The organism is Cupriavidus sp. FW306-1B-F12B, assembly GCF_058781795.1.
This window is the reverse complement of sequence record NZ_JBYSXC010000008.1, coordinates 257,640-282,930: the sequence shown is the minus strand read 5'-3', so window position 1 is coordinate 282,930 and position 25,291 is coordinate 257,640. Positions and strand designations below refer to the sequence as shown.

The 25,291-nt window shown below is 66.1% G+C and carries 29 protein-coding genes; 14 read left to right on the top strand and 15 right to left on the bottom strand.

Annotated elements, in window-relative coordinates; genetic code table 11:
- Window positions 1-9: 9 nt before the first annotated feature.
- From AC3WLE_RS16295 to AC3WLE_RS16280, 4 genes are all read left to right on the top strand, one after another.
- A complete protein-coding gene (locus AC3WLE_RS16295) occupies window positions 10-459 on the top strand; it encodes a DoxX family protein (RefSeq protein ID WP_492317375.1) in 450 nt (149 codons plus the stop codon).
- Window positions 456-2,081 (top strand): MFS transporter, encoded by a 1,626-nt coding sequence (locus tag AC3WLE_RS16290; RefSeq protein ID WP_492357246.1) that lies wholly within the window; start codon window positions 456-458, stop codon window positions 2,079-2,081. The genes AC3WLE_RS16295 and AC3WLE_RS16290 overlap by 4 nt, the downstream gene beginning before the upstream one ends.
- Before the next feature lie 160 nt (window positions 2,082-2,241).
- A complete protein-coding gene (locus tag AC3WLE_RS16285; protein WP_492352886.1) occupies window positions 2,242-3,702 on the top strand; it encodes an aldehyde dehydrogenase family protein in 1,461 nt (486 codons plus the stop codon).
- Between the two features lie 39 nt (window positions 3,703-3,741).
- Window positions 3,742-4,029: a XapX domain-containing protein gene (locus AC3WLE_RS16280; RefSeq protein WP_492317378.1), complete on the top strand. Its 288-nt coding sequence runs from the start codon at window positions 3,742-3,744 to the stop codon at window positions 4,027-4,029.
- Window positions 4,030-4,037: 8 nt separating this feature from the next.
- Here AC3WLE_RS16280 and AC3WLE_RS16275 read toward each other — a convergent pair whose 3' ends face one another.
- The gene (locus AC3WLE_RS16275; RefSeq protein WP_492317379.1) at window positions 4,038-5,012 is read right to left on the bottom strand and encodes a tripartite tricarboxylate transporter substrate-binding protein; all 975 of its coding nucleotides are present in this window, start codon (window positions 5,010-5,012) and stop codon (window positions 4,038-4,040) included.
- A 178-nt stretch (window positions 5,013-5,190) separates the two neighbouring features.
- Here AC3WLE_RS16275 and AC3WLE_RS16270 point away from each other — a divergent pair, with 178 nt between their 5' ends.
- Window positions 5,191-6,120, top strand: coding sequence for a LysR family transcriptional regulator (locus AC3WLE_RS16270; protein WP_010812822.1), 930 nt, complete (start codon window positions 5,191-5,193; stop codon window positions 6,118-6,120).
- Between the two features lie 402 nt (window positions 6,121-6,522).
- Here the strand turns inward: AC3WLE_RS16270 and AC3WLE_RS16265 are convergent, their stop codons facing one another.
- From AC3WLE_RS16265 to AC3WLE_RS16245, 5 genes are all read right to left on the bottom strand, one after another.
- Complete coding sequence (locus tag AC3WLE_RS16265; RefSeq protein ID WP_492317381.1) at window positions 6,523-6,837, bottom strand: hypothetical protein; 315 nt, start codon at window positions 6,835-6,837, stop codon at window positions 6,523-6,525.
- Window positions 6,838-6,885: 48 nt separating this feature from the next.
- Window positions 6,886-7,320, bottom strand: a complete 435-nt coding sequence (locus tag AC3WLE_RS16260; protein WP_492357245.1) for a hypothetical protein — start codon at window positions 7,318-7,320, stop codon at window positions 6,886-6,888.
- A gap of 32 nt (window positions 7,321-7,352) precedes the next feature.
- A complete protein-coding gene (locus AC3WLE_RS16255; protein ID WP_492357244.1) occupies window positions 7,353-8,264 on the bottom strand; it encodes a hypothetical protein in 912 nt (303 codons plus the stop codon).
- Window positions 8,261-8,869 (bottom strand): C39 family peptidase, encoded by a 609-nt coding sequence (locus AC3WLE_RS16250; RefSeq protein WP_492357243.1) that lies wholly within the window; start codon window positions 8,867-8,869, stop codon window positions 8,261-8,263. The genes AC3WLE_RS16255 and AC3WLE_RS16250 overlap by 4 nt, the downstream gene beginning before the upstream one ends.
- Window positions 8,870-9,124: 255 nt before the next feature.
- The gene (locus AC3WLE_RS16245) at window positions 9,125-9,328 is read right to left on the bottom strand and encodes an STAS domain-containing protein (protein WP_492317385.1); all 204 of its coding nucleotides are present in this window, start codon (window positions 9,326-9,328) and stop codon (window positions 9,125-9,127) included.
- Between the two features lie 167 nt (window positions 9,329-9,495).
- Between AC3WLE_RS16245 and AC3WLE_RS16240 the strand changes: the two genes are divergently transcribed.
- The gene (locus AC3WLE_RS16240; RefSeq protein ID WP_492317386.1) at window positions 9,496-9,801 is read left to right on the top strand and encodes a DUF1272 domain-containing protein; all 306 of its coding nucleotides are present in this window, start codon (window positions 9,496-9,498) and stop codon (window positions 9,799-9,801) included.
- Between the two features lie 12 nt (window positions 9,802-9,813).
- Here the strand turns inward: AC3WLE_RS16240 and AC3WLE_RS16235 are convergent, their stop codons facing one another.
- Entirely contained in the window at window positions 9,814-10,242 is a 429-nt protein-coding gene (locus AC3WLE_RS16235; protein WP_010812825.1) for a phasin family protein, read from the bottom strand.
- Window positions 10,243-10,521: 279 nt separating this feature from the next.
- On the opposite strand from AC3WLE_RS16235, the gene AC3WLE_RS16230 reads away from it, so the two are divergent.
- Window positions 10,522-12,063: a methyl-accepting chemotaxis protein gene (locus AC3WLE_RS16230; protein WP_492357242.1), complete on the top strand. Its 1,542-nt coding sequence runs from the start codon at window positions 10,522-10,524 to the stop codon at window positions 12,061-12,063.
- Between the two features lie 69 nt (window positions 12,064-12,132).
- Here the strand turns inward: AC3WLE_RS16230 and AC3WLE_RS16225 are convergent, their stop codons facing one another.
- Complete coding sequence (locus AC3WLE_RS16225; RefSeq protein ID WP_492357241.1) at window positions 12,133-13,503, bottom strand: esterase-like activity of phytase family protein; 1,371 nt, start codon at window positions 13,501-13,503, stop codon at window positions 12,133-12,135.
- A gap of 338 nt (window positions 13,504-13,841) precedes the next feature.
- On the opposite strand from AC3WLE_RS16225, the gene AC3WLE_RS16220 reads away from it, so the two are divergent.
- On the top strand, window positions 13,842-16,079 hold the full coding sequence (locus AC3WLE_RS16220) for an NADP-dependent isocitrate dehydrogenase (RefSeq protein WP_492317390.1): 2,238 nt from the start codon (window positions 13,842-13,844) through the stop codon (window positions 16,077-16,079).
- Window positions 16,080-16,160: 81 nt separating this feature from the next.
- Here AC3WLE_RS16220 and AC3WLE_RS16215 read toward each other — a convergent pair whose 3' ends face one another.
- Entirely contained in the window at window positions 16,161-16,388 is a 228-nt protein-coding gene (locus AC3WLE_RS16215) for a hypothetical protein (RefSeq protein ID WP_010812829.1), read from the bottom strand.
- A 324-nt stretch (window positions 16,389-16,712) separates the two neighbouring features.
- Between AC3WLE_RS16215 and AC3WLE_RS16210 the strand changes: the two genes are divergently transcribed.
- From AC3WLE_RS16210 to AC3WLE_RS16195, 4 genes are all read left to right on the top strand, one after another.
- Window positions 16,713-16,916: a cold-shock protein gene (locus AC3WLE_RS16210; RefSeq protein ID WP_010812830.1), complete on the top strand. Its 204-nt coding sequence runs from the start codon at window positions 16,713-16,715 to the stop codon at window positions 16,914-16,916.
- 178 nt (window positions 16,917-17,094) lie between these two features.
- A complete protein-coding gene (locus AC3WLE_RS16205; RefSeq protein WP_492317392.1) occupies window positions 17,095-17,397 on the top strand; it encodes a hypothetical protein in 303 nt (100 codons plus the stop codon).
- 141 nt (window positions 17,398-17,538) lie between these two features.
- Window positions 17,539-17,865: a hypothetical protein gene (locus AC3WLE_RS16200; RefSeq protein WP_492317393.1), complete on the top strand. Its 327-nt coding sequence runs from the start codon at window positions 17,539-17,541 to the stop codon at window positions 17,863-17,865.
- A 93-nt stretch (window positions 17,866-17,958) separates the two neighbouring features.
- Window positions 17,959-18,333, top strand: a complete 375-nt coding sequence (locus AC3WLE_RS16195) for a hypothetical protein (RefSeq protein WP_492317394.1) — start codon at window positions 17,959-17,961, stop codon at window positions 18,331-18,333.
- Between the two features lie 30 nt (window positions 18,334-18,363).
- Here the strand turns inward: AC3WLE_RS16195 and AC3WLE_RS16190 are convergent, their stop codons facing one another.
- From AC3WLE_RS16190 to AC3WLE_RS16175, 4 genes are all read right to left on the bottom strand, one after another.
- On the bottom strand, window positions 18,364-18,618 hold the full coding sequence (locus tag AC3WLE_RS16190; protein ID WP_018308947.1) for a hypothetical protein: 255 nt from the start codon (window positions 18,616-18,618) through the stop codon (window positions 18,364-18,366).
- Window positions 18,619-18,695: 77 nt separating this feature from the next.
- On the bottom strand, window positions 18,696-18,917 hold the full coding sequence (gene infA / locus AC3WLE_RS16185; protein ID WP_008646230.1) for a translation initiation factor IF-1: 222 nt from the start codon (window positions 18,915-18,917) through the stop codon (window positions 18,696-18,698).
- Between the two features lie 98 nt (window positions 18,918-19,015).
- The gene (locus tag AC3WLE_RS16180; RefSeq protein ID WP_037023361.1) at window positions 19,016-19,240 is read right to left on the bottom strand and encodes a hypothetical protein; all 225 of its coding nucleotides are present in this window, start codon (window positions 19,238-19,240) and stop codon (window positions 19,016-19,018) included.
- 431 nt (window positions 19,241-19,671) lie between these two features.
- Window positions 19,672-20,580, bottom strand: coding sequence for a LysR family transcriptional regulator (locus AC3WLE_RS16175; protein ID WP_492357240.1), 909 nt, complete (start codon window positions 20,578-20,580; stop codon window positions 19,672-19,674).
- A gap of 152 nt (window positions 20,581-20,732) precedes the next feature.
- Between AC3WLE_RS16175 and AC3WLE_RS16170 the strand changes: the two genes are divergently transcribed.
- Together AC3WLE_RS16170 and ycaC are read left to right on the top strand one after the other, a co-directional pair.
- Window positions 20,733-21,410 (top strand): isochorismatase family protein, encoded by a 678-nt coding sequence (locus tag AC3WLE_RS16170; RefSeq protein ID WP_492357239.1) that lies wholly within the window; start codon window positions 20,733-20,735, stop codon window positions 21,408-21,410.
- Between the two features lie 91 nt (window positions 21,411-21,501).
- On the top strand, window positions 21,502-22,128 hold the full coding sequence (gene ycaC / locus AC3WLE_RS16165) for an isochorismate family cysteine hydrolase YcaC (protein ID WP_010812838.1): 627 nt from the start codon (window positions 21,502-21,504) through the stop codon (window positions 22,126-22,128).
- A gap of 79 nt (window positions 22,129-22,207) precedes the next feature.
- Here ycaC and AC3WLE_RS16160 read toward each other — a convergent pair whose 3' ends face one another.
- Window positions 22,208-23,566, bottom strand: a complete 1,359-nt coding sequence (locus tag AC3WLE_RS16160) for an MFS transporter (RefSeq protein WP_492357238.1) — start codon at window positions 23,564-23,566, stop codon at window positions 22,208-22,210.
- Window positions 23,567-23,613: 47 nt separating this feature from the next.
- Complete coding sequence (locus AC3WLE_RS16155) at window positions 23,614-25,218, bottom strand: benzoate-CoA ligase family protein (RefSeq protein ID WP_492357237.1); 1,605 nt, start codon at window positions 25,216-25,218, stop codon at window positions 23,614-23,616.
- Window positions 25,219-25,291 lie beyond the last annotated feature (73 nt).

Here is a 25,291-nt window from a genome sequence, read left to right as displayed (position 1 = left end):
GGCCCGATCATGACTGCCCATCCCATCCTCCCCACGGCGGGCGCGGCGACCCAGCCCGGCGCGCCTTCGGCCTGGCTGCGCTGGCTGGCGCTGCTGGCACTGTCCGCGCCCTACCTGCAGGGTGGACTGGTCAAGGCGGCCGACTTTGGTGCCGCCATCGCCGAGATGCAACACTTCGGCCTGGCGCCGGCCGTGCCGCTGGCGGCAGCCGTGATCGTGCTGGAACTGGGCGCGGGCGCACTGATGCTGAGCGGGCGGCTGCGGTGGCTGGGCGCGCTGGCGCTGGCCGTCTTCACCGTGCTGGCGACCTTTGTCGCCAACCGCTTCTGGCAGGCGCCGCCGGATGCGCGCTTCGGGCAGGCCAACGCCTTCTTCGAGCATATCGCGCTTGCCGGCGGCCTTTGCCTGGTGGCCTGGGAAGACTTGCGGCAACGCCGCGCGGCCAGGGGCCAGGCATGAGCCCGGCCGCCAAGCCCGCGCCCGTCCCCGGTGCCGCCGCCCCGGCCGGCGGCAGCTTCGCGCCGCTGGCGCATGGCACCTTCGCCGTGCTGTGGGCGGCGACGGTGCTGGGCAATATCGGCAGCTTCATGCGCGATGTGGCTAGCGCCTGGCTGGCGACTGACCTGTCGGGCTCGCCCGCCGCTGTCGCCATGATCCAGGCGGCCGGCACGCTGCCGGTGTTCCTGCTGGCGATTCCCGCCGGCGTGCTGTCTGACATCCTCGACCGGCGCCGTTTCCTGATCGTGATCCAGGTGGGGCTGGCAATGGTCAGCGGTTCGCTGATGCTGCTGGCATGGCAGGACGGGCTGACCATCGAACTGCTGATCGGCCTGGCATTCCTGGGCGGCATCGGCACCGCGATGATGGGGCCGACCTGGCAGTCGATCGTGCCGGAGCTGGTGCCGGCCGGTGAACTGAAGCCGGCGGTGGCGCTGAATTCGCTGGGCGTCAATATCGCGCGCGCCATCGGACCGGCCGCGGGCGGCCTGTTGCTGGCCGCGTTCGGCGCGGCGGCAACCTATGGCGCGGACGTGGCCAGCTATCTGTTCGTGATTGCCGCGCTGCTGTGGTGGAAGCGCCCGGCACGCGCCGAAGACCCGCTGCGCGAGCATTTCTTCGGTGCTTTCCGCGCCGGCGTGCGTTTTGCCAGGGCGCACAGCAAGCTCCATGTGGTGCTGCTGCGCGCGGCCTGCTACTTTGCGCTGGGCAGCAGCATCTGGGCCTTGTTGCCGCTGGTGGCGCGCCAGATGCTGCACGGCGGCGCATCGCTGTACGGCATGCTGCTTGGCGCGGTCGGCGTGGGTGCAATCCTGGGCGCGCTGGTGATGCCGCGCCTGCAGAAGCGGCTGGACCTGGACCAGCTGATGCTGGCCGCGGCGCTGGCTACCGCGGCGGTGATGGCGGTGCTGTCGGTGGCGCCGCCGGCATGGGTCGCCATGCTGGCGCTGCTGCTGCTTGGCGCCGCATGGATCCTGGCGCTGACCACGCTGGCCGGCACGGCCCAGGCGATCCTGCCCAACTGGGTGCGCGGCCGCGCGCTGGCGGTCTACCAGATGGTGTTCAACGGCGCCATGGCGCTGGGCAGCCTGGTGTGGGGCTTTGTCGCGCAGGGGCTGGGCACGCCGGCGGCGCTGATGATCGCCGCGGCCGCGCTGTGCGTGGCCGCCTTCGTCATGCACCGCGTCAAGCTGCCGCGTGGCGAGGAAGACCTGGGCCCGGCACGGCACTGGCCTGCGCCCGAAGCCGCCGAGGAGGTGGCGCACGACCGCGGCCCGGTGATGATCCTGATCGAATACCGCGTGCGCGCGGCCGACCGCCAAGGCTTCCTGCAAGCCATCCACAAGCTGTCCGAGGAACGGCTGCGCGACGGCGCCTTCAACTGGGGCGTGATGGAGGACCCGGCCGATGCCGAGGCCTACACCGAGTGGTTCCTGGTCGAATCCTGGGCCGAGCACCTGCGCCAGCACGAGCGCGTGCCGCACGCGGACGCAGACCTGCAGCGCGAGGTCGCGCGCTTCCACACCGGCGAAGGGCCGCCGCGGGTGCGGCACCTGCTGGCAGCGGGGCAGCCACTGGAATAAGCAAGCCATAGCGACGGCCTTCCGATCTGCCGCTGCGGAACTCCCCTCTCCCGCTTGCGGGAGCGGGGCAGGGGTGAGGGCAGGCGTGGCGCGCCGACACCGCCCTTCAGGCAATGCCGCCACCCTGCCACCTACGCGTTCCCCATCCCCAAGGATCCCCATGCACAACCAGCTGTTTATCGACGGCCGCTTCGTCGACGCCCTTGACGGGGACACCCTCGACGTCGTCAATCCGCACGACGGCAGCCTGATCACGCGCGTGGCCGCGGGCGCGCAGCTCGATATCGACCGCGCCGTGGCCGCGGCGCGGCGCGCCTTTCCCGCATGGTCGCGCCTCGCCGCCGGCGAACGCGGCAGGCTGCTGGCACGGCTGGCCGACGCCATCGAGGCCGACACGGGTCTGGCCGAGCTCGAAAGCGCCGACACCGGCCACCCCATCCGCGATGCGCGCGGCCTCGACGTACCGCGCACCGCGGCGTGCTTCCGTTACTTCGCGGGCATGGCCGACAAGATCGAAGGCACCGTGGTGCCGGTCGAACCCGGTTTTCTCAACTATGTGCAACGGGCCCCGGTCGGCGTGGTGGGGCAGATCGTGCCGTGGAACTTCCCGCTGATGTTCACCGGCTGGAAGCTGGGGCCGGCACTGGCGGCGGGCAATACGGTGGTGCTCAAGCCGTCAGAGCTGACGCCGCTGTCCGCGCTGCGCGTGGCGGCGCTGGCGGCTGACGTCGGTTTCCCGCCGGGCGTGATCAACGTCGTGCCCGGCTTCGGCAACGTGGCCGGGCAGCGGCTGGCCAATCATCCCGACGTGGACAAGATCGCCTTCACGGGGTCCACTGCCACCGGCCGGCGCATCGTCGAGGCCTCGCGCGCCAACCTCAAGCGCATCCAGCTAGAGTTGGGCGGCAAGGGCGCCAATATCGTCTTTGCCGATGCCGACCTGGATGCCGCCGTGGCGGGCGCGGCCTGGGCCAGCTTCCACAACCAGGGCCAGGCCTGCATCGCCGGCTCGCGCCTGCTGCTGCATGAGGACATCGCCGATGCCTTCCTCGAGCGCTTCGTGGCCCTGGCGCAATCGATCCGCGTGGGCGATCCGGCCGATTCTGCCACCGAGATGGGGCCGCTGACCTCGGCCGCTCACCGCGACCGCGTGCTCGAGTCTGTGGAGATGGCACAGGCCCAGACTGGCACCGTGCTGGCCGGAGGCAAGGCCCCTGCCGACCCTCGCCTGCGCCAGGGCTTCTATGTCGAGCCCACCGTGGTCGCTGCGCGCCCGCAGGACCGCATCGCCCAGGAAGAGGTCTTCGGCCCGGTCGTCACGGTGCTGCGCTTTGCCAGCGACGAGCAGGCGCTGGCCATCGCCAACGCCACGCAATACGGGCTGGGCAACGGGCTATGGACGCGCGACCTGGCCCGCGCGCACCGCCTCGCGCGCGATATCCGCGGTGGCATGTGCTGGGTCAACTGCTACAAGCGCGTCCATCCGGGCAGCCCCTTCGGCGGCGTGGGTGAATCCGGCTACGGGCGCGACATGGGGTTCGAGGCGATGCACGGCTACACCGAGTCGCGCTCGGTATGGATCAACGTGGATGCCGGCATTGCGCCGCACTTTGCGCGCTGAAGCCAGCGCGGCACCACCAATCATTTCAGGGAGAACGAAATGAAGCTCTATCTGGTATCACTGGCCGCCGGCATCCTGGTCGGCATCATCTATGCACTGCTGCAGGTGCGCTCGCCGGCGCCGCCGGTGGTGGCGCTGATCGGCTTGCTGGGCATGCTGATCGGCGAGCAAGTGGTGCCGCCCGTCAAGCGCCTGCTGGCGGGCGAGCCGGTCACGGTGGCCTGGTTCCGTGGCGAGTGCGTGCCGAAGATCACCGGCGCACCGTCGGCGCCGACGGCGGCTCGCCCGGCTGCGGAAGCAGCACGGGACGAGCCGCAGGCGCACTAGGCATCGCGCTAGCTCAGCGCCAGCGTGCGTTGCCGCGCCAGTTCCGCCCAGCGCGCCGCTTCGGAAGCGACCAGTGCATTCATCGCCTCGCGTCCGCTGGCCACGACTTCAAAGCCATTGTCGTACAGGTACTGCGTGACGGCCGCTTCGCGCAGCGTCTGGCTGACTGCGGCGGCCAGGCGGTCGAGCTGCGCGGCCGGCGTGCCGGCCGGCGCGATCATGCCGACCCAGGAATAGGTGACCAGGCCTGGCCAGGTGTCGGCCAGCGTGGGCACCGTCGGCAGATGCGCATTGCGCGCAGAAGAGCTGACCGCGAGCGCCCGCAGCTTGCCGGCCTGCAGTTGCGCCAGCACCAGCGGCAGGCTGGCGAACATCGAATCGACATGGCCGCCCAGCAGGTCTTTCAGTGCCGGGGCGCCGCCGCGGAACGGCACGTGCAGGCCATGGGTGCCGGCGGCCTGGTGGAACCATTCGGCGGTCAGGTGGTTGGAGCTGCCGATACCCACGGAGGCATAAGACACCTCGCGCCATTGTCGGCATGCCCGCACATAGTCCTGCAGCGTGCGCCACGGCGACGCTGCAGGCACCACCAGCGCCATTGGCGCGCGCACCATATACGACACGCCGGTCAGATCACGCCCGGCGCGGTAAGGCAGGTTCGGGTAGGCCAGCGGCTCGGTCGCATACGAGTCATAGACCAGGCCGATGGTGTGGCCGTTGGCCTTGCTGCGCGCCACGATGCCCGTGCCGATGGTGCCGCCGGCGCCGTCGTGGTTCTCGATCACCACGGTCTGGCCGAGCCGCCGTCCGAGGCCAACATGGACTGCACGCGCGGTCTTGTCGACCACGCCGCCTGGCGCAAACGGCACGACCAGCATCAGCGGGCCGTTGCTGCGCGCTTGTGCGCCGGCGCGGCCGGCCAGCAGCATGGCTGCGGCGCCGCCCAGCACCAGGCGACGGCGATGCAATGCACGGATCTGCATGACGGATCTGCCCCTCGTTCGCTATGATTGCCGTCGAACTGCCTTCTGATCGCGGCCGGGATGTCGCCGCGCCCCACCGTTGTGCAAGCAACCGCGGTACGTTGTCGGCCTTGCTGGCCCGGCGAGGGCCAGATGGTAGCACTGCGGTGGGTCATGATCCTCTTCGCACGGGTTTGCCATGGACCGTTTTCTCAGTATCGAAGCCTTTGTCAGGGTCGCGGACACGTTAAGCTTTGCCGAGGCCGCGCGCCAGCTCGGCGTGACCAATTCCGTCGTCAGCCATCGCGTGCAGCAGCTCGAGAAGTACATCAACGCGCCGCTGTTCCATCGCAGCACGCGGCACGTGCGCCTGTCGGAAGTGGGCGAGACCTACTACCGTCAATGCGCCGACGTGGTCGCCAACCTGGCCGACCTGACCGACCAGATGCGCGACCTGCGCGCCACCCCGGCGGGGCGCCTGCGCATCCAGGTGCTGCCCGGCTTCGCCATTGGCCACTTCGCCGATATCCTGGCCGGCTTCAGCCAGCAGTATCCTGATATCGAACTGGACGTCGTCGTCAACGACCGCGTCATCGACCCGATCGAGGAAGGCTTCGACGTGGCCTTCCAGATCTTCGCGCCCCAGAACGATTCGCTGATCGCGCGGCGCCTGTTCACGCTGCGCCGCATCTTCTGCGTGGCCCCGGAGTTCATTGAGCGCTGGGGCAAGCCGGAGCGGCCGGCGGACCTGATCTGCAGCAAGGTGGCGCTGTACTCCGCCTACCCGACCCGCAACAAGTGGACCTTCTCGCGCGATGCCGAATCGGTCGAGATCGACCTGGCCCCGCGCATGCGCACCAACTCCGTCCACCTGCTGCGCGACTATGCGGTCAGCGGTGCCGCCGTGGTTTGCCTGCCCACGCTGGTCGCCAGCGAAGACCTGCTGGCCGGCCGGCTGGTCCCGGTGCTGCACGACTATGCGCTGTCATCGTTCGAGTTCGCCGCCGTGTATCCGGCCACGCAGCGGCAGGCGCTGAAGGTGCGGGTGCTGGTGGACTACCTGGCGGAAAGGCTGCAGGGCGAGCCGCCGTGGGATGTGCCGTTGATGGAGAGGGGGTGGGTGCGGTGAGGGGGGCGCGGCAAAGTCAGCGGGACTTGCCCGTCTTCTCCGTTTCGTGAACAACGCCCGTTCGCATGGCCTTTGCGTTGGCCCTGGCGGGGGGCGGGCTTTCCGGCGTTCGTCCTGTCGATCTGGCACTGGAGTAACGACACCCATATGCTCACCAACAGTGCGCCGAACGTTTGAAAATAGGCCAGCCCCAGCTTGCCGTGTAGCAGCAACGCCAGAATTGCGAAGTTTGCGAGGAAGATGCCAAACATCGCGCCGATGAGCGCCTGATAGCGACGCCGCCGGATAAGTGGACACAGAAAATACCGGGGAACAAGTGCAACGAATACGATGCCCAAGTAAAAGATTTTGGTAATGTCAGAAGTACTGAGTTGTATATCCGGCATGGCGGGACTCGCGAAATTAACGGCGATCAAGGTCCTTGTAGTAACCCGGATACGCTTGTTCGATGATGCACAAGACCACTGCCATCCAGAAGCTCATCACCGGATTGAACATCGCTTCATAGAAGGGTGGAATCCGGGATCCCGGGAAATAGAAGGTAAGGACAAACAAATTCCCTACAAAGCAGCACAGAAGATGTATCGCAACCGTCAGGTACCGCTCCTTAAATAGCTGCGGAAACAGCAGGTATCTCGGTACGAGCATGAAGAAGACCACCGAGTTGTACAAGCCTTTTACTTTGTCGAAATTGCTGACGCCTAATTCCATAGTCATATTCACCTTGCCCGGCGATGGCGATCCCCGGGCTGTCGGATCAAGGTGTCAGCACGCGCGGACGGCGCAGTCGTCCGGGTTGAAGTCCCGCGGCGGTGGCGGGAGCAAGGGCAACAGGGCCCCTCCTAACGTAGTGATGCTGCCTGCAACAGGCGGCATCGTTGCGGCAATGGCTGCCAATGTCCCGCCGGTAAAGCCCAAGCCGGTGTACCAGGCGAAATCTCTGGCGTTGGGGTTGTCCGCGGCCATAAGATATCCTGCGCCACTGGCAACGGCTGCCCCCGCCACTCCTGCAGCGACCACTATTGGAGCAAGAGATCCTTCGATAGTATCCATCTCCATGCTCGACAACTGGCTGATATGCAGTCCTGGTGTGCTATCCATCCGCTCGATATCGCTGAATGTCACGGGCGCCTTGGCCCACGCGCCGCAGCACAGGCACGCCAGGACAATGCCGGCAGAAGCTCTTGGTACGACTTGCATCGGTAGCTCTCCTTGAAGTCAAAGGTCAACACTCACTGAAAACGTTCCCGTTCGGGCATGGCGCCCAGTTTCACTACTGTGCTGAGCGTTACCTGTGCACCGCCGCGGCCGCTGATATTGGCGTTGCCGCTCAGTGAAATGGTGGTCCGGTCGCTGGCCCGGTAACCCAGCCCGAAGACCAATGCGGTTTGCGTGTTGCGTTGCGAGGGCAAGCCCTGCGGGTCGTCTTCGGCCTGCTGCAATTGCCACTTGATGCCGCCATAGAGCGTCACGGTCTCGTTGACGGCAAAGCCGACCTGTGGCGTCAGCAACAGCACGTTGCCCGGTGTGGGCGAGGCGCCATCATGGCGCGGCAGGTTCAGCCGATAGGCAGCGTTCAGGCTGAGCACGACAGGATCGATGGTGCGATAGAGCGTGCCGCCGGCGGTGAAGCTGCTGAAGTAGGTGGTGGCATCGCCGGTGTGTTCCACGGCACCGGTTTCCAGATAGGCCACCAGCCCAGGACTGCCTCGTTCCTTAAGGAAGCGATGGCTGATGGCCAGCGACAGGCTGGAGAAGTTGGTGTTCGTGCTCGAGCGGTTGCCGACGCCCTCGAACAAGGTGCGCTCGCTGGTATGCGAACCGGTACCGGAGAACGAGAGTTCCGTGTCGGCCGAGTAGCCATAGCGTAGCCCGGCATAAGCGACCAGCGAATCCACATTCCGCGTTTTTGGGATGACACCCGTCGCTACCGGGATGATGTTCTGCCCGACCTGGATATAGATCGGCCCACTAGCCGCGGTGCCATTGGCTTCATGGTTGAAGTACGAAAGCCCCAGGTTTGCGCGCCAGCGGTTCTGTGCCGTCAGCAAGTCCTCCAGCGTCGGCACGATCTGCGCCGACGCGGAACACGGGGCGAAGGCGGTGGCGGTCACCGCGACCATTCTGCGCAGGCGCCACTTCATGGCTGGATGGGCCTCAACGGCAGCCCGCCGAATTTCGCGGGAATTGGCCGCATGAACGCCGCATTGCCGGCCTGCCCCGCCTTGCGCGGCAGCACCACCAGCGCACGGCCGGGATAGTCGCGGTTGGGCCGGGTGGTCCACAGGCGCAGGAAATCGGGGATGGCGTAGATGCGGTTGCCGTACGACGGGTCGGCAAGCTCCACCGAATGCGCGTCGATGCTGCGCAAGACAGAGAAATGGTTGTCGTTGCCTGCGTAGAGAAAGACGATCGCAGGGAGCGCGAGCTGCCGCAGCGCGTCCAGCGACAGCGCATAGCCGCGCGCCTCATAGCCGAAGTGGGCCGCCGACGCGGACAGCGCGCTGAAGGTGGCAGGGCCCGTCGCGGCGATCTGCTGCAGGACCGCGGCTTCGTCTACCGGATCGCCGTAGTAGTGGTGCAGCAAGGTCGCCAGCGAAGCGGCGCCGCAGGAGTAGTCGAATTTCTGCTTGATCACGCCGGTATCGCGCAGTGCCGTCCATGAGCGCACTGAGGGCGTGCCTACCGCGGTCGCTTCGCAAACCTGGGCTAGTGTCAGAGCGAGAAAGGAAATGGCCTTGCGTTTCATGTCGGGGCGTCTGGAACAAGTTCTGCGAAGTCCGGAGCAGCGCTGAGATGAAAATAGTTCTCATTACTTCCGATATGCCGCAGGTTAGCCACGCCAGCGGGCTTGCGGAGACGGCCGATTCTGCAAGGCCATGCAGTTCTGGCCGTTTGGGGCAGAGAGATGTCTGCGGGACGCGGGGAATTTTCGCGATCAGCACGCTGCGCAAGCGGCCCGCCCCGCGCGAATGGCTGGGCATCGCGCTGGTGGGGGCTGGCGTTATGGTGCTGAGCCTGCGGCGGAAGGGCCATCGGTCACGACCCAGCGCACCTCGTGCCGCGTGGTCAGCGCCAGGATGCGCTGGCGCAGGAAATCGGCGTTGAAGGACGTCAGCGGCGATTCGAAGCGGTAGATCAGCAGCCCCGGCAAGGGCCGGGCCTCGGGGTAGTGGGCCAGTTCGTAGAAGCCAAGTGGCCTTGCCACAGGCCCGGCTGATAATCCTTGCGGTGGTAGCGCAGCAATTCGGCGGCGCCGGGCATCAGGCCGGGGCCGGCTGCGATGCCGCGCCGGAACGGGCGAGCCCCGCCACCGGAAATGCGGCTACGATAGCGTCGATCCCCAATCGTTCACCCACACAGGAAGCAAGCGATATGCTGGAACTCAGACCGGGCTGCGAGCATTGCAACAAGCCCCTGCCACCCGCATCGACCGAAGCCCGCATCTGCTCGTACGAATGCACCTTCTGTGCAGACTGCGTGGATAGGCTCAGCAACGTCTGCCCGAACTGCGGGGGTGGCTTCGTGCCGCGGCCGGTGCGCCCGGTACGCGACTGGAAGAACGGTAACTACCTCGGCAACAACCCGGCCAGTACCAGGGTGAAGCACCGGCCGGTCGACCTCGAGGTGCATGCCCGCTTTGCCGGAGCGATCGCCCCGGTCCCGCCCGAGCAGCGCTAGCGGTGGCCTGGGCTAGCCCTTGGATTTCGGCTTGAGCAACTCGCCAGCCTCCTTCACATTCTGCTCGGCGCGCTTGCTGATCACGGCCAGCGCTTCGGCCTGCGCCTTCTGCGCGGTTTCGGCCAGCGCGCGCATGTTCTCCAATGCCTGGTGCAGCTGCTGCTGCACGAATTCGCTGTGCTTGGCCATGGCCTCGGCAGGATTGCCTGCAGTGCTGTACTGCTGAGCGGCCGCCTGCAGCTGCTGCATGGTCTGGGCGAAGATCTCCTGCTGCTTCTGCACCAGGGCCTGGATACCCTCATAGGCCAGCTTGTTGGCCTCGGTCAGGGCCTCGATGTCCTTGCGGCGCGCTTCCATTACCGCGCTCATGTCCACGCCCGGCAGGCGGAACTGTTCCATCATCTTGGTGAAGTCTGCAAAGGGATTGGGAGGCGTGGCCATGCTGGGTCTCCTTCTGGAAGGACTGGCAGGGTGGCCGGCGGCGGGGATGGAGCGTGCCCTTCGGCCGGGTTCCTGTCCACTATAGCCGGTATCCGCACACTTCTGGCCGTCAATCGAGGAAGACCCTAAAGTTTCCGGACCCCATGCCGTTGGCATCCATAGCCCGCAAGTGCGTCGGCCCGACCGGGCGCGTCCGCGGACGATGAGAGCGAAGAACGCCGCGCCGTCCCAGGCGCGGACCGGCACTTCGCCGTAACCAGTGCTAATCAGGTAGAAGACATGAAGAATCTAGGCATCGGGGTCCGCCTCGGCATCGGCTTTGGGGTGGTATTGCTGCTTTCTGCGCTCATGACGGTATTCGGCATGATGCGCCTGCAACAGGTGGCTGAGCGCACGCACGCGATGATGCAGCAGCCGCTGACCAAGGAGCGGCTGGTCAGCGACTGGTACCGCCTCATGCACACCAGCGTGCGCCGCACCACGGCGGTGGCGCGCAGTGCCGACCCGTCGCTCGGCGCGTTCTTCGCGGCCGAGACCAAGGCGTCGATCGAAGGCATCGCCACCTTGCGCGACAAGCTCCAGCCCATGCTCAGCTCGGCCGAGGAAAAGGCCGCATTCCAGAAGATCCTGAGCGTGCGTGACCCGTACAACAACGGCCGCGACAAGATCACCAAACTCAAGCAAGAGGGGCTGACCGAAGAGGCCAACCAGGTGCTGGAGAAAGAGTTCGTCCCGGCCGGCGACGCCTACCTGGGCGAGATCCAGAAGCTGCTCGACATCCAGCGCGCCAGCATCGACGCCACCGCGCGCGAGATCAACGGCATCTACGTCAACGCGCGCAACAGCCTGATCGGGCTGGGCGTGGTGGTGCTGGCGATCGGCATCGCGTTTTCGGTATGGCTGACGGCGGGCATCACGCGGCCGCTGCATCGCGCCGTGGCGGTGGCGCGCACCGTGGCGTCGGGCGACCTGACCAGCCGCATCGATGTCGACAGCCGCGATGAAACCGGACAGCTGCTGCAGGCACTGGCGGACATGAACGCCAATATCCTGCGCATCGTGCGCCAGGTGCGCGCGGGCACCGAGTCGATCGTGTCCGGCACCAGCCAGATCGCGGCCGGCAACACCGACCTGTCGCAGCGCACGGAAGAACAGGCCTCGTCGCTGCAGCAGACCGCGGCCAGCATGGAAGAGCTGACCAGCATCGTGCGCCAGAACGCCGACAACGCGCGCCAGGCCAGCACGCTGGCGGTCAATGCATCGGACATCGCCGAGAAGGGCGGCGACGCGGCGGGCAAGGTTGCCGAGACCATGGAGGAGATCAACGGCGCGTCGAGGAAGGTGGTCGACATCATCGCCGTGATTGAAGGCATCGCTTTCCAGACCAATATCCTGGCGCTCAATGCCGCGGTGGAAGCCGCGCGCGCCGGCGAGCAGGGCCGCGGTTTCGCCGTGGTCGCGGGCGAGGTGCGCACGCTGGCGCAGCGCAGCGCTTCCGCCGCCAAGGAGATCAAGGCGCTGATCGGCGATTCGGTCGATCGCGTCGAGAAGGGTTCGATGCAGGTGACGCAGGCCGGCCAGACCATGGTGGAGATCGTTGCCGCGGTCAAGCGCGTGACCGACATCATGGGCGAGATCAGCGCGGCCTCGGCCGAGCAGAGCGCCGGGATCGAGCAGGTCAACCAGGCGGTGACGCAGATGGATACCGTGACGCAGCAGAATGCCGCGCTGGTGGAAGAGGCCGCCGCTGCAGCAGGCTCGCTGGAGGAGCAGGCGCAGCGGCTGAAGGAGGCGGTGTCGACGTTCAGGCTGGCGGCGTAAGCGTAGGCTGTTTGCTTGCTCCCTTCTCCCGCAAGCGGGAGAGGGGAGCATCTCCATCGCAGCGGACGCTCACCGCGCCTTCAGAAACTCCCCCACCTCCAGCAACACCAGCTCGTTGTCGTCCGCCTGGTTCGGCTCGCGGCTGCTGCTGAAGGGCAGGTTGTTGTCGTTGCCCACCACGATATGCGTGGCGTCGACCACGTCGACGTTCTCGATGGTGAAGAACGGGAACGCCAGCACGCCATCGGTCAACGGCTTGCGCGCAAGCTTGGCCGGGTCGGCAATGCGCAGCAGGTCGATATAGCTGATCTTGCGCAGCGGCCCGCCGGCGTTGGCATCGCTCAGCTCGACCTTGTACACGCGCTTGAACTTCGCCACGTCGTCAAAGCAGTCCGGGCGCTTCTGCCCGGCCGGACAGGCCTTGTCCGGCGTGCCTTCGCCGTTGTCGCGCTCGATGATAAGGCCGGTGGTGGCGTCGATCATGTTGAAGTCGCCGATGGCGTGGCTGGCGCCTTCCAGTACGTACTTCCAGTGGCGGCCGGTCCAGGCCTGCTGCCTGACATCAAACTCCAGCACGCGCAGGTAGGGCTTGCCGCCATCGTTCTCGTAGCCCTTGGCGGCCTCGTCCCACAGCGCGCCTTCCAGCAGCGCGTACAGCTTGCTGCCATCGGGCGAGGACGCCATGCCCTCGAAGCCCTTGGAGCGCCGCACCTGGAACTTCACGCTGCCGTCCGGCGCGCCGGGCGCGCCGGGCGCGGTGACGGCGGGATGGTCGGGCGAGCGCACCACCTTGCCGTCGACCTTGGTGTCGAACACGGCCAGCACCTTGCCGTCCATGTCAGCCTTGATCAGGAACGGGCCGAACTCGTCGCCGATCCAGACCGCGCCATCGGCGAACTGGAAGCTCTCCGTATCGAAATCCGACCCCGTCAGGTAGCGCTGCCTGGTGCCCTCGTGGACGATGCGGAACGGCACCTTCTTGTCGGGGTCGTGCAGGAAGATGGTCTTCAGGCGCTGCAGGCGGCCGCTGCCGAAGTCCACCTTGTAGCGGTTCAGGTACAGCATGAAGTCCGGCGAGTTGGCCTTGGCGCCGGCGCCGTTGTCGGTCAGCACCCAGAAGCTGCCGTCGGCCATGCGCTTGATGCCGGAATGCCCCTGTGCCGGCTGGCCGCGGAACGGCAGCGACACGCCGGTGGGGCGGCCATTGGACTTGCCTTCGACCGTGCCCGGCGTGTCCACGCGCTGCGCGGTGGTGAACTTGCCGCTGACCTGCAGGTCAGCGGGCGCATCCTTCGGCACGGCAAGCAGGGTCTGGGCCGGCAGCACTGCGTGGCCGGCCAGCGTGGCGGGGTAGGCGGCAGGGGCCTGCGCCCACGCCTGCGCCGCGCCCAGGCAACCCAGTGCGATGGCCGCCGGGGCCAGCAGCAAATGACGAGACATTGTGGTTTTCCTTGGCGTTCAAGATGACAAAACCCTGCATTGTCGGCGCCAAGTTTGACAGAACTGTGATCCGTGGGACGCATGGCCCGGCATGTTGCACTGCAGCGTAGGTGCCATATGGGCACCGTGCCGGTGCAATCTGCGAACGATCATGCTGCGAGGACGGCCCAACGCGGCACCGGCGTCCGGATTTCTGCCGATAGCCGCGCAAAAAGCAGTGGGTTTTCAGGCCCCTGAAAGCAAACTGAGGCAAAATTCTATTTTTCGCCTAGTATGCCGCCGCGCTGTGACCCAGCAGGCGGATGCCCTACCACCCGTTCGAGGATCTGAGAGAAGCAATGAGTACCCAGCAACCCACCATCATCTACACGCTGACCGACGAAGCTCCGCTGCTGGCGACCAGTGCGTTCCTCCCGATCATCCAGACCTTCACCAAGCCCGCCGGCATCAACGTCACCACCAGCGACATCTCGGTGGCGGGCCGTATCCTGGGCGAGTTCCCCGAATTCCTGACCGAAGCGCAGCGCGTGCCGGACAACCTGGCCGAGCTGGGCAAGCTGACCCAGCTGCCGGACACCAACATCATCAAGCTGCCGAACATCAGCGCCTCGGTGCACCAGCTGGTCAGCGCCATCCGCGAACTGCAGGGCAAGGGCTACAAGGTGCCGGACTATCCGGAAGACCCGAAGAACGACGAAGAAAAGGCGATCCAGAAGCGCTATTCCAAGTGCCTGGGCTCGGCCGTGAACCCGGTCCTGCGCGAAGGCAACTCCGACCGCCGCGCACCGGCAGCGGTCAAGAATTTCGCGCGCAAGCACCCGCACAGCATGGGCGAGTGGAGCATGGCTTCGCGCACGCACGTGGCGCACATGAAGCATGGCGACTTCTATCACGGCGAAAAGTCCATGACCCTGGACAAGGCGCGTGACGTCAAGATGGAGCTGGTCACCAAGAGCGGCAAGACCATCGTGCTCAAGCCCAAGGTCTCGCTGCTGGATGGCGAGATCATCGACAGCATGTTCATGAGCAAGAAGGCGCTGTGCGACTTCTATGAAGAGCAGTTCGAAGACGCGCGCAAGACCGGCGTGATGCTGTCGCTGCACGTCAAGGCGACCATGATGAAGGTGTCGCACCCGATCGTGTTCGGCCACGCCGTCAAGATCTTCTACAAGGAAGCCTTCGCCAAGCACGGCGCGCTGTTCGACGAACTGGGCGTGAACGTCAACAACGGCCTGGTCAACCTGTACGAGAAGATCGAGGCGCTGCCCAGCTCCAAGCGCGAAGAGATCATCCGCGACCTGCACGCCTGCCACGAGCATCGCCCGGAACTGGCGATGGTGGATTCGGCCAAGGGCATCTCCAACCTGCACGCGCCCAACGACGTGATCGTGGATGCCTCGATGCCGGCCATGATCCGCATCGGCGGCAAGATGTGGGGCGCCGACGGCCGTCCGAAGGACACCAAGGCCGTGATCCCGGAAAGCACCTTTGCCCGCATCTACCAGGAGATCATCAACTTCTGCAAGACCAACGGCAATTTCGACCCGACCACCATGGGCACCGTGCCCAACGTCGGCCTGATGGCGCAGAAGGCCGAAGAATACGGCTCGCACGACAAGACCTTCGAGATCGCCGAAGACGGCGTCGCCAACATCGTCGACCTGGCCACCGGTGAAGTGCTGCTGACGCAGGACGTCGAGCAGGGCGACATCTGGCGCATGTGCCAGGTCAAGGACGCGCCGATCCGCGACTGGGTCAAGCTGGCCGTCACGCGCGCGCGCAACTCGGGCATGCCGGCCGTGTTCTGGCTGGACCCGTACCGTCCGCACGAAGCAGAGCTGATCAAGAAGGTCGAGACCTACCTGAAGGACTACGACACCAACGGCCTGGACATCCAGATCATGTCGCAGGTGCGCGCCATGCGCTACACGCTGGAGCGCGTGATCCGCGGCCTGGACACCATCTCGGTGACCGGCAACATCCTGCGCGACTACCTGACCGACCTGTTCCCGATCATGGAGCTGGGCACCAGCGCCAAGATGCTGTCGATCGTTCCGCTGATGGCCGGTGGCGGCATGTATGAAACCGGCGCCGGCGGTTCGGCTCCGAAGCACGTCAAGCAGCTGGTGGAAGAAAACCACCTGCGCTGGGATTCGCTGGGCGAGTTCCTGGCGCTGGCGGTGTCGCTGGAAGACGTTGGCATCAAGACCGGCAATGCCAAGGCCAAGATCCTGGCCAAGACGCTGGATGCTGCCACCGGCAAGCTGCTGGACAACAACAAGAGCCCGTCGCCCAAGACCGGCCAGCTGGACAACCGCGGCAGCCAGTTCTACCTGGCGATGTACTGGGCGCAGGAACTGGCCGCCCAGTCGGAGGACGCCGAACTGGCCGCGAAGTTCGCGCCGCTGGCCAAGACGCTGACCGACAACGAGCAGAAGATCGTTGGCGAACTCGGCGCCGTGCAGGGCCAGCCGGTGGATATCGGCGGCTATTACATGCCGGAAGCCGACAAGCTCAGCGCCGCTATGCGCCCGAGCCAGACGCTGAACGCCGCGCTGTCGACCGTGACGGCCTGACCGGACTGGCCCGCCTGGCGGGCCGGCAGGCATCGCAACCCCGGGCCCTGGCCCGGGTTTTTCTTTGCGCCGCGGAAGGCGTTATGGCTGCTGCGCTTCCATATGGATGTCCCACCCCTGTTCCGGGCCGCTCTTCTGGTCCCGGTAGGTCCAGAGCGCGCCGCAGTCCTGGCAGACGAAGCTGCTGATGGTGACGGCGGCGGAGCCGGCGGGCTTGATGCGTCGGGTATCGGTGATGCGCAGTGCCGCGTGCCCGGGGGCGCCGCGCACGTGGCGTTCAATGGCCTGGCAGGCAGTGCAGAGTGTCATCCGTGTCTGTTCCGTTCGATCGGCCACTGTAGCATGCCGGCGCCTTCGGGGCCGGAAGTGGGCAGGAACATGCGGCGCACTCGAGAATTCGCTCGGCGAGAACCTCAACCCGCACTTTCCATGTGATTTGGGCCCGATCCGGTGAAGTTCGTTGACATGCCTGGGTGGGGCCTGTATAAGGATGAGTGCAGGATCTTTCAAGCAGCAACCTAGAAGTCCAGGTGCTTGCCCACACGGCGCCACTTTTTCTCCTTGTGTCTTCCTTGATCGTCATGCCTTGCCGGCGCTTTTGCCGGTGAGAAAAAACTTATTGAGGAATCCAACATGGAAACCGGTACCGTCAAGTGGTTCAACGATTCGAAGGGTTTTGGCTTCATTACGCCTGATGCAGGCGGCAACGACCTGTTCGCGCACTTCTCCGAAATCCAGGGCAACGGCTTCAAGTCGCTGCAAGAAGGCCAGAAGGTGCGTTACGTCGCTGGCGTCGGCCAAAAGGGCCCGGCCGCGACCAAGATCGAGCCGATCTGAATCGCACCGACCTGAGTTGAGCTGAGCGCCGAGGCGCCAGTCCAATGAAAAAAGCTCCGCCAACGCGGAGCTTTTTTGTTTCCGTTGCCGCTATTCCCCGCAACCGTGAAATAAAGCCACTGCTGACGCGGCAACAAGCGTAGAGTGGGGGCAGGATCACCACACGGCGGAGGCTGCCATGGATATCTATCCGGCTGCAACTTACAAGGGCTACGACCTCTATCCCCTTGTGTACAAGCACGCCGCCGAGCGCGTGTGGCCCGAGCCGCGGCCCGACCGTTCCTTCGATGCTGCCGTGGTGATCTGCCTGGAAGGCGAGTCACCAGAAGGCATGCAGGCGCGTACGTTCCGCCTGGACGCCGCACCGTGGGATAACGTCGGTGGCGCGCGACGCGGTGCGTTGCGCTATGCCGAGGCCATCATCAATGGCGCGGTGCCGGGGGTATCGGTAACAACGGCCGGCGCGCCGATGGCGTCCTGAAGGTCCGACGACGGATCCTGGCGCCGCGGTGCATTTGCGCCGCTGACGCCCGCGCGGGGTCATGGCCCATGCCGTGCGCGTGATCCGCATGAGTTCAGCAATCCTTCCCATCAGCGCGGCACGATGCCGCATGGAGATGTCGTGAGCGACAGCAGTCCCAGCCGCAGTCCCGGCAACACTGTTCCCGGCAGTACGCCCTTTGCCAGCTACAAGGGTTTCGATCTGTATCCCCTGGTTTATCGCCATCGGCCTGAGCAGGCCTGGCCGCGCACCAAGCCCGACAGCAGCTTCCTCGCGTCGATCGTGATTTGCCGCGAGGGCTATCGCCCTGGCAGCGACCATGCGCGCGTGTACCCCATGAGCGAGTCGCGCTGGGAGAACATCGGCTCGGCGCGCCGCGGCGCGCTGCAGTTCGGCGAAGACATCATCAATGGCCTGGTCGCCGGCGAATCCGTGGCGTCGATCTAGGTATTTTCGGTTCCGCAGCGGCCTGGTCACAGGCCAGTTGCGGAGCGGGGAAACAGGCGCGGCGCTATCCGTCAGACTGCAAGGAGTCCGTTCATGGACATGCGTTCGGGATCATCCGGTTTTCTGTGCACGTTGCCCGGTGAGGGCAAAGGCATCACCTATCACGTTGCGGTCTGCTTTATCGATGCGGAGCGCCCCACCGGGGTGTTGTTCACCAGCTTCGTGGGTGTGGGGCGGCGGTCGTTCGGCGTGCTGGCCGAGCCAGGGGCCCTGCAGGGCCAGCTTGCCGCCAGCGGCGAGGCGCTGTGCCGCCTGGCCATCGGCCAGGTAGTGCGCGACCAGCTGCACGACAAGGCTCGCGAGGGCGATGCGGTGCTGGACCTCGCCGCCTCGCCATGGGACGGCGAGCTGAGGACGGTCGGCGCGGGGCTCAGGACGGCCCGGCCGCATGTGCGCGTGCTCGGCTGAGGCCGCACGCAATCGTCAAGCCAGGTCAGGTCAGATCTGGAATACCGGATTGCCGTGGCGCTCCAGCAGCGCCTCGATCAGCGCCATGTCGGCGATCTCGGGAGTACGGTCTTCCACCGCGCGCGACGGCCCGCAATAGGTGGCAGTCACGTGGCGCCTGACGGTCAGCACGCCGGATGCGGGCGGTGCGACTTCAACCGCCTGCCACGGTGCATGCCGGTAACTGCCTGCCTGCCAGCCTTCGGGCGTCAGGTGCACGGCTTCCCATTCTTCGATGACGGACATGATCGGTTCTCCTTGATTGAGGGATGAATCGTTAGCGGGACGGCACGCGCCGGCGCGGCGCATGCCATGACGCCGGCCTACGACTTGTGCCGGTAGTTGATGCGCCCCTTGGTGAGGTCATAGGGCGACATCTCCAGCGTGACGCGGTCGCCCGCCAGCACGCGGATGCGGTTCTTCTTCAGCCGCCCGGACGAATACGCCCAGACTTCGAAGCCGTTTTCCAGGATCACGCGGAAACGGTTGTCGGGCAGGACTTCCGACACCTTGCCGCCAAATTCGACCAGTTCTTCTTTTGCCAAGGAGGCTCCTTGCTGTAGCCGCGCCGCTTGTGCGCGAGCTGTTGTGACGGCCAACTGGACACCAACTGGCCGATGGGATGGGGCTTGCGATGCCTGGCTTACTGCTGGCGCAGGCGTGCTGCGGCGCGTTCGCCGGCACGGCGGGCGGACTGCCTGGCGCGGGCTTCAGAGCGGTGCGTGTCGTGGCGCATTGCCACGTTGGCGACGATGCGTTCGGCGCCATTGCGGTATTCCGCAATCATGTAGGTCGCGAACCAGAGGCCGGGTTCCTGCTGGATGGGATAGACGGAAACGGTGTAAGGGGTAGGGTTGACTCGATTCAATGTGATGCCTGTTCTAAGGCGCGGCCGCAGGGGCGCGGAGCATCGTTCCGATGCAGGCGTCGCGCGGTGGCGGCCGTTCGCCGTTGCTGTAGGCCAGCGTCGGGCCCGCGCGGCTGCGCAGGCGTTGCATCTGGCGTGAAGTGGACCATGCCTGCGCAAGCCGATCCGCCAGGTACAGGGGCGATCGTTGCGGAGCGGACGTGCCGCTGGTCGGATAGGGTGGTGGGCCGTTCTGCATAGGCTGGCCCAAAAGACGCATCGGGTGTACGCCCGATATGCCGCCGCTGAATGCTTCTTGTGGGATTGTCTTGCGGCTGGCGCACAGATGTCGGGCGTTGCCGATCCGTGCATAGGATCCCGGATGATACCACTTCCGGGTCAATCCTGCCCGCGTGACGGGCAGTGCCCCTGGAGGGGCCGCCTTGCGGTGCCTAGAGTTCGCTGATCTGCGCGAAGCGCCGCGACAGGAAGTCGATCAGTTCACGCACCGAAGGCAGCAGCCCGCGCCGTGAGGGGAACACGGCGTGGATCACGCCGCCCCTGACCGACCAGTCCGGCAGGACTTTTACCAGCTGGCCATCGCGCAGCTCGTCGGTCATCATCATGACCGGCAGCTGCACGATGCCGGCACCGGCCACGGCCGCGGTGCGCAGCATGATCATGTCGTCGGTCACCAGGCGGGGCTTGTGGTGCAGCTCGGCGCTGGCGCCATCGGGGCCGTACAGCGACCAGGTGTGCGAGGGGCGCGGCGGCCCCAGGTCCAGCGTTGGCAGCGCGTTGAGGTCCGCGGGCGCCAGCAGCGGCCCATGGCCGGCCAGCAGCGCCGGGCTGGCCACGAAGCACCAGGCGCGCTCGGCCAGCACGCGCATCACCAGGTCGCTGTCTTCCAGTGGCGGCACGCGCACGCGGATGGCCAGGTCGATCCCCTCCGCCACCACGTCCACGCGCCGGTTGGTGGCTTCCAGGTGCACGATGACCTTGGGGTTGGCCGCCATGAAATCCGCAATCATGTTTCCCACCCGCGCGTGCAGCAGCGCCACCGGGCAGCTCATGCGCACCAGGCCGCTGGGTTCGGCGCGGCTCTGCGCGATCGCGCTCTCGGCCGCTTCGGCCTCCACCAGCATGGCCTTGCAGTGGGCGTAATAGGTCTGCCCCACTTCTGTCACTGAGAAACGCCGCGTCGAGCGCTGGATCAGGCGCACGCCCAGGCGTTCTTCCAGCACGGCCACGCGCCGGCTCAGCTTGGACTTGGGTATGCCGAGCACGCGCCCGGCGGGCGCAAAGCCCTGGTGATCGACTACCTGCGCGAAGTAATACAGGTCATTCAGGTCGGGATGCAAGCGGGCGGCTCCTGTCGTCCTGCCAGTAGGACGCTGAGGGCAGATTTTCCCTCCTAGCGATGCGATCTGCCAAGACCTATGCTTTCGCCACACGGTCGGCTTGGGGATTGCCCAGAGTCGCCGGTTTCGCCAACCGCATAGGAGAAAGCCAAATGACCACACCCGCGAATTTCAACGGCAAGCGTCCGGTACTGGATCCCGCCGATACGGCCATGCTGCTGATCGACCACCAGAGTGGCCTGTTCCAGACCGTTGGCGACATGCCGATGCCTGAGCTGCGCGCCCGTGCGGCCGCGCTGGCCAAGATCGCGACGCTGTGCAAGCTGCCGGTGATCACCACGGCATCCGTGCCGCAAGGCCCGAACGGCCCGCTGATTCCGGAAATCCACGAAAACGCCCCCCATGCCAAATATGTTGCGCGCAAGGGCGAGATCAACGCCTGGGACAACCCCGACTTTGTCGCCGCGGTGCGCGAGACCGGCAAGAAGACCCTGATCATCGCCGGCACCATCACCAGCGTGTGCATGGCATTCCCGTCGATCAGCGCGGTGGCTGACGGCTACAAGGTGTTTGCCGTGGTGGATGCATCGGGCACCTATTCCAAGATGGCGCAGGAAATCACCCTGGCGCGCATTGTCCAGGCCGGCGTGGTGCCGATGGATACCGCCGCCGTGGCCTCTGAGCTGCAGCAGAGCTGGAACCGCCCGGACGCGCAGCAATGGGCCGAGGTCTACACGCAGATCTTCCCGGCCTATCGCCTGCTGATTGAAAGCTATCTCAAGGCGCAGGACGTGGAGAAGAACCACGAGGTGCTGGACTCCAAGCGCTGACGCCTTGCCGGCAACGCACGGCATACCCAGGGGTACGCACGCGTGGCAGACGCCACGCGTGCGTACCTTTTTTTGTTGACAGGAGCACACCATGAGCAAGCCCTACAAGCGCCTTGACAAGAGCCAGGCAGCCGTCCTGATGGTCGATCACCAGGCCGGCCTGCTGTCGCTGGTGCGGGATATCGAGCCCGACAAGTTCAAGAACAACGTGCTGGCACTGGCCGACCTGGCCAAGTACTTCAAGCTGCCGACCGTGCTGACCACCAGCTTCGAGGATGGCCCCAACGGACCGCTGGTGCCTGAGCTCAAGGCCATGTTCCCTGACGCACCGTTCATTCCGCGCCCGGGCCAGATCAACGCCTGGGATAATGAGGACTTCGTTGCCGCGGTGCGTGCCACTGGCAAGAAGCAGCTGCTGATCGCCGGCGTGGTCACCGAAGTGTGCGTGGCCTTCCCGGCGTTGTCGGCGATCGAAGAGGGTTTCGAAGTTTTTGTCGTGACCGATGCCTCGGGCACCTTCAATGAAATCACGCGCGATTCCGCCTGGCAGCGGATGTCGGATGCCGGCGCGCAGCTGATGACGTGGTTCGGCGTGGCTTGCGAACTGCATCGCGACTGGCGCAACGACATCGAGGGCCTGGGCACGCTGTTCTCGAACCATATTCCGGATTACCGGAATTTGATTACGGCGTACACGACGGTGAAGGGCAGCAAGTAAGCTACGTCCTTCAGCGCTGCCGGTTCGCTCCCTCTCCCGCAAGCGGGAGAGGGAGCGAACAACTGGCGGTTGACTTCTCTCAGGCCTCCTTCACAGCCCCTCGCACCGGCGCCGCAGCGACTTCCGCCTGCGCCGACGCCGACCTCCGGTGATTGATCATCGACACCGCCCCCACCGCAATCACCGCCGGGATTGCCATCGCCATGAAGTTCTGCTGCAACGGCAGGGACATCCCAACCAGCACGCCGATCACGATCGGTGCCAGGATGGCGCCGCTGCGTCCCACGCCGGAGGCCCAGCCGATGCCGGTACCGCGTACCGCCATCGGATAGAACTGGCCCGCATAGGCATAGGTGACGATCTGCGTGCCGATGGTGGAAGCACCAGCCAGGCCCACCACGACGAACAGCGCGGCGCTGGGCATCGGGTAGCCCAGCAGCGTGATCGACACTGCCGCCAGCGCGTACATGCCGATCAGCACATGCTTGATCGGCAGCCGGTCGGCCAGCCAGCCGCCACCGATGGCGCCGAGCATGGCGCCGAAGTTCAGCACCAGCACGAAGGTCAGCGCCGAGCCCAGGCTGTAGCCGGCGGCGGCCATCAGCTTGGTCAGCCAGGAGCTGAGCGCGTACACCATGAACAGGCACATAAAGAACGCCACCCAGAACATCACCGTGCTGAAGCCGCGGCCGTCCTGGAACAGGCGCCGGATCGGCGCGCTGCCGGCCTTGTCGTCCGCGGCCAGGGTGAAGACGTCGCCCGGCTGCGGCCGGTGCGCCGGCACCAGGCGCGACACCACGGATTGCAGAGCGTCGGTCTGGCCCGTGCGGAGCAGGTATGGCATCGACTCCGGCAGCGAGCGCAGCACCAGCGGGACCAGCAGCACCGGCAGGCCGGCGGCGAGGAAAACCGACTGCCAGCCGTAGCTTTCGATCAGTCCCTTGCCCAGCAGCGCGGCCAGCATGCCGCCCACCGAATAGCCGCTGAACATCAGCGTCACCAGCGTGCCGCGCAGCTTGCGCGGCGAGTACTCGGTCATCTGCGCCACCACGTTGGGCATCACGCCGCCGATGCCCAGGCCCGCCAGGAAGCGCGTGACGCTGAACGTCACCGGGTCGCTGGTAAAGCCCGCCGCCGCGGTGAAGACACTGAACAGCACGATGCAGATGGCAATGGCGCGCCTGCGGCCGATGCGGTCGGCCACGGTGCCGAGGAAGATCGCGCCGAACATCATGCCGAACAGCGCCGAGCTGACCATGAAGCCGGCGCTGGTGGCGGTCACGCCCATCTCTTTCATGATCGACGGCAGGGCGATGCCGGCCACGGCCAGGTCGTAGCCGTCGAAGATGATGATCAGCGCGCACCAGAACAGGATGAGCGCATGGAAGCGGTTGAAGCGGGCCTCGTCGGCCAGCTTGTGGACATCGATCTGACGCATGGTTTGTCTCCGGTATGGTGGTATGACGGGGCGGGCGGCGTTGCCGCTCACGCCACCGCGACGGCGCGCTCTGCGGCGGCCTTCAGTTCGCGTTCGCGCAGCATGAAGCGCTGGATCTTGCCGGTGGCGGTCTTGGGCAGCGCATCGACGAACTCGATCGCACGCGGGTACTTGTAGGCCGCCAGCCGCTCCTTGACGAAGGCCTTCAGTTCGCCGTCGCCAAGCTGCGCGCCGGCCTTCAGCACCACGAAGGCCTTGGTCTTGACCAGTCCGTCTTGGTCAGGTACGCCGATCACCGCGGCCTCCAGCACTGCCGGGTGCTGCACCAGCGTGGCCTCGACCTCGAACGGCGAAACGTAGATGCCGCTGACCTTGAGCATGTCGTCGCTGCGCCCGGCGTAGCTGTAGGTGCCATCCGGGTTGCGCACGTATTTGTCGCCGCTCTTGGTCCAGCCGCCGCGGAAGGTCTCGCGCGACTTCTCGCGGTTGGCCCAGTACATCAGCGCGGCGCTGGGGCCCTGGATATAGAGGTCGCCGATCTCGCCGTCGGGCACCGGGCGGCCTTCTTCGTCGCGCAGCTCGATGGCATAGCCCGGCACTGGCCAGCCGGTGGTGCCGTAGCGCACCTGGCCGGGGCGGTTGGACAGGAAGATATGCAGCATCTCGGTGGAGCCGATGCCGTCGATGATCTCGCAGCCGAAATGCGCGGTGAAGCGCTGGCCGATATCGGCGGGCAGGGCCTCGCCGGCGGACGAGCACAGCCGCAGCGCGACCTCGGCGCGCTGCGGCAGCGCCGGCGAGGCGAGCATGCCGGCGTAGCCTGTCGGCGCGCCGAAGAACACCGTTGGCCGGTGTTGCAGCCAGCGGCGGAAGGTGGCCTCGGGCGTGGGCCGCTCGGCCATCAGCACCACGGTGGCGCCTACGCTGAGCGGGAAACTTAGGCCGTTGCCCAGCCCGTAGGCGAAATACAGCTTGGCCGCAGAGAAGCAGACATCCTGCTCCTCCAGGCCGAGCACCGGGCCTGCATAGAGCGCCGCGGTCCAGTACGGGTTGCCGTGGCTGTGCACCACGCCCTTGGGCTGGCCGGTCGAGCCGGACGAGTAGAGCCAGAAACCGGGGTCGTCGCAACTGGTAGCGGCAGGCGCCTGCAACGGGGTTTGCGCGGCAAGCAGCGCATCCAGCGCCGCCATGCCATCGGGCAGCGGCTCATGCGCACGGGATACGAACACTTGCCCGACTTCATGCCCGGGACGTGCCAGCGCCTCCTGCAGCACGGGCAGCAGCGCGGCCGACACCAGCACCGCCTGCGCGCGGCTGTGCTGCAGCATGTAGCTGTAGTCGTCGGCGGTCAGCAGCGTGTTGACGGCCACCGGGACGATGCCGGCGTACATCGCGCCCAGGAAGCAGACCGGCCAGTCGCTGCAGTCGTGCATCAGCAGCAGCACGCGTTCCTCGCGGCGGATGCCGGCGCCGAGCAGCGCCGCGGCCAGGCGCCGCACCTGCTGCGCCAGTTCGCCGTAGGTGAGCTGGCCGTCGTCATCGATATAGGCCACCTTGCCGGCGCGCCCGGCATTGCAGCCGAGCAGGTGCCCGGCAAAGTTGAAGGACGTGCCGGGTGGCCGGACGGGTGGTTCTGCGTGCGTGGCGGTCATGGGTGTCTCCCCGTTGCTGGTGTACGGTGTGCCGCGCGCCGCCATGCGGACGTGGCGGCGCGGTGAAGCGGGT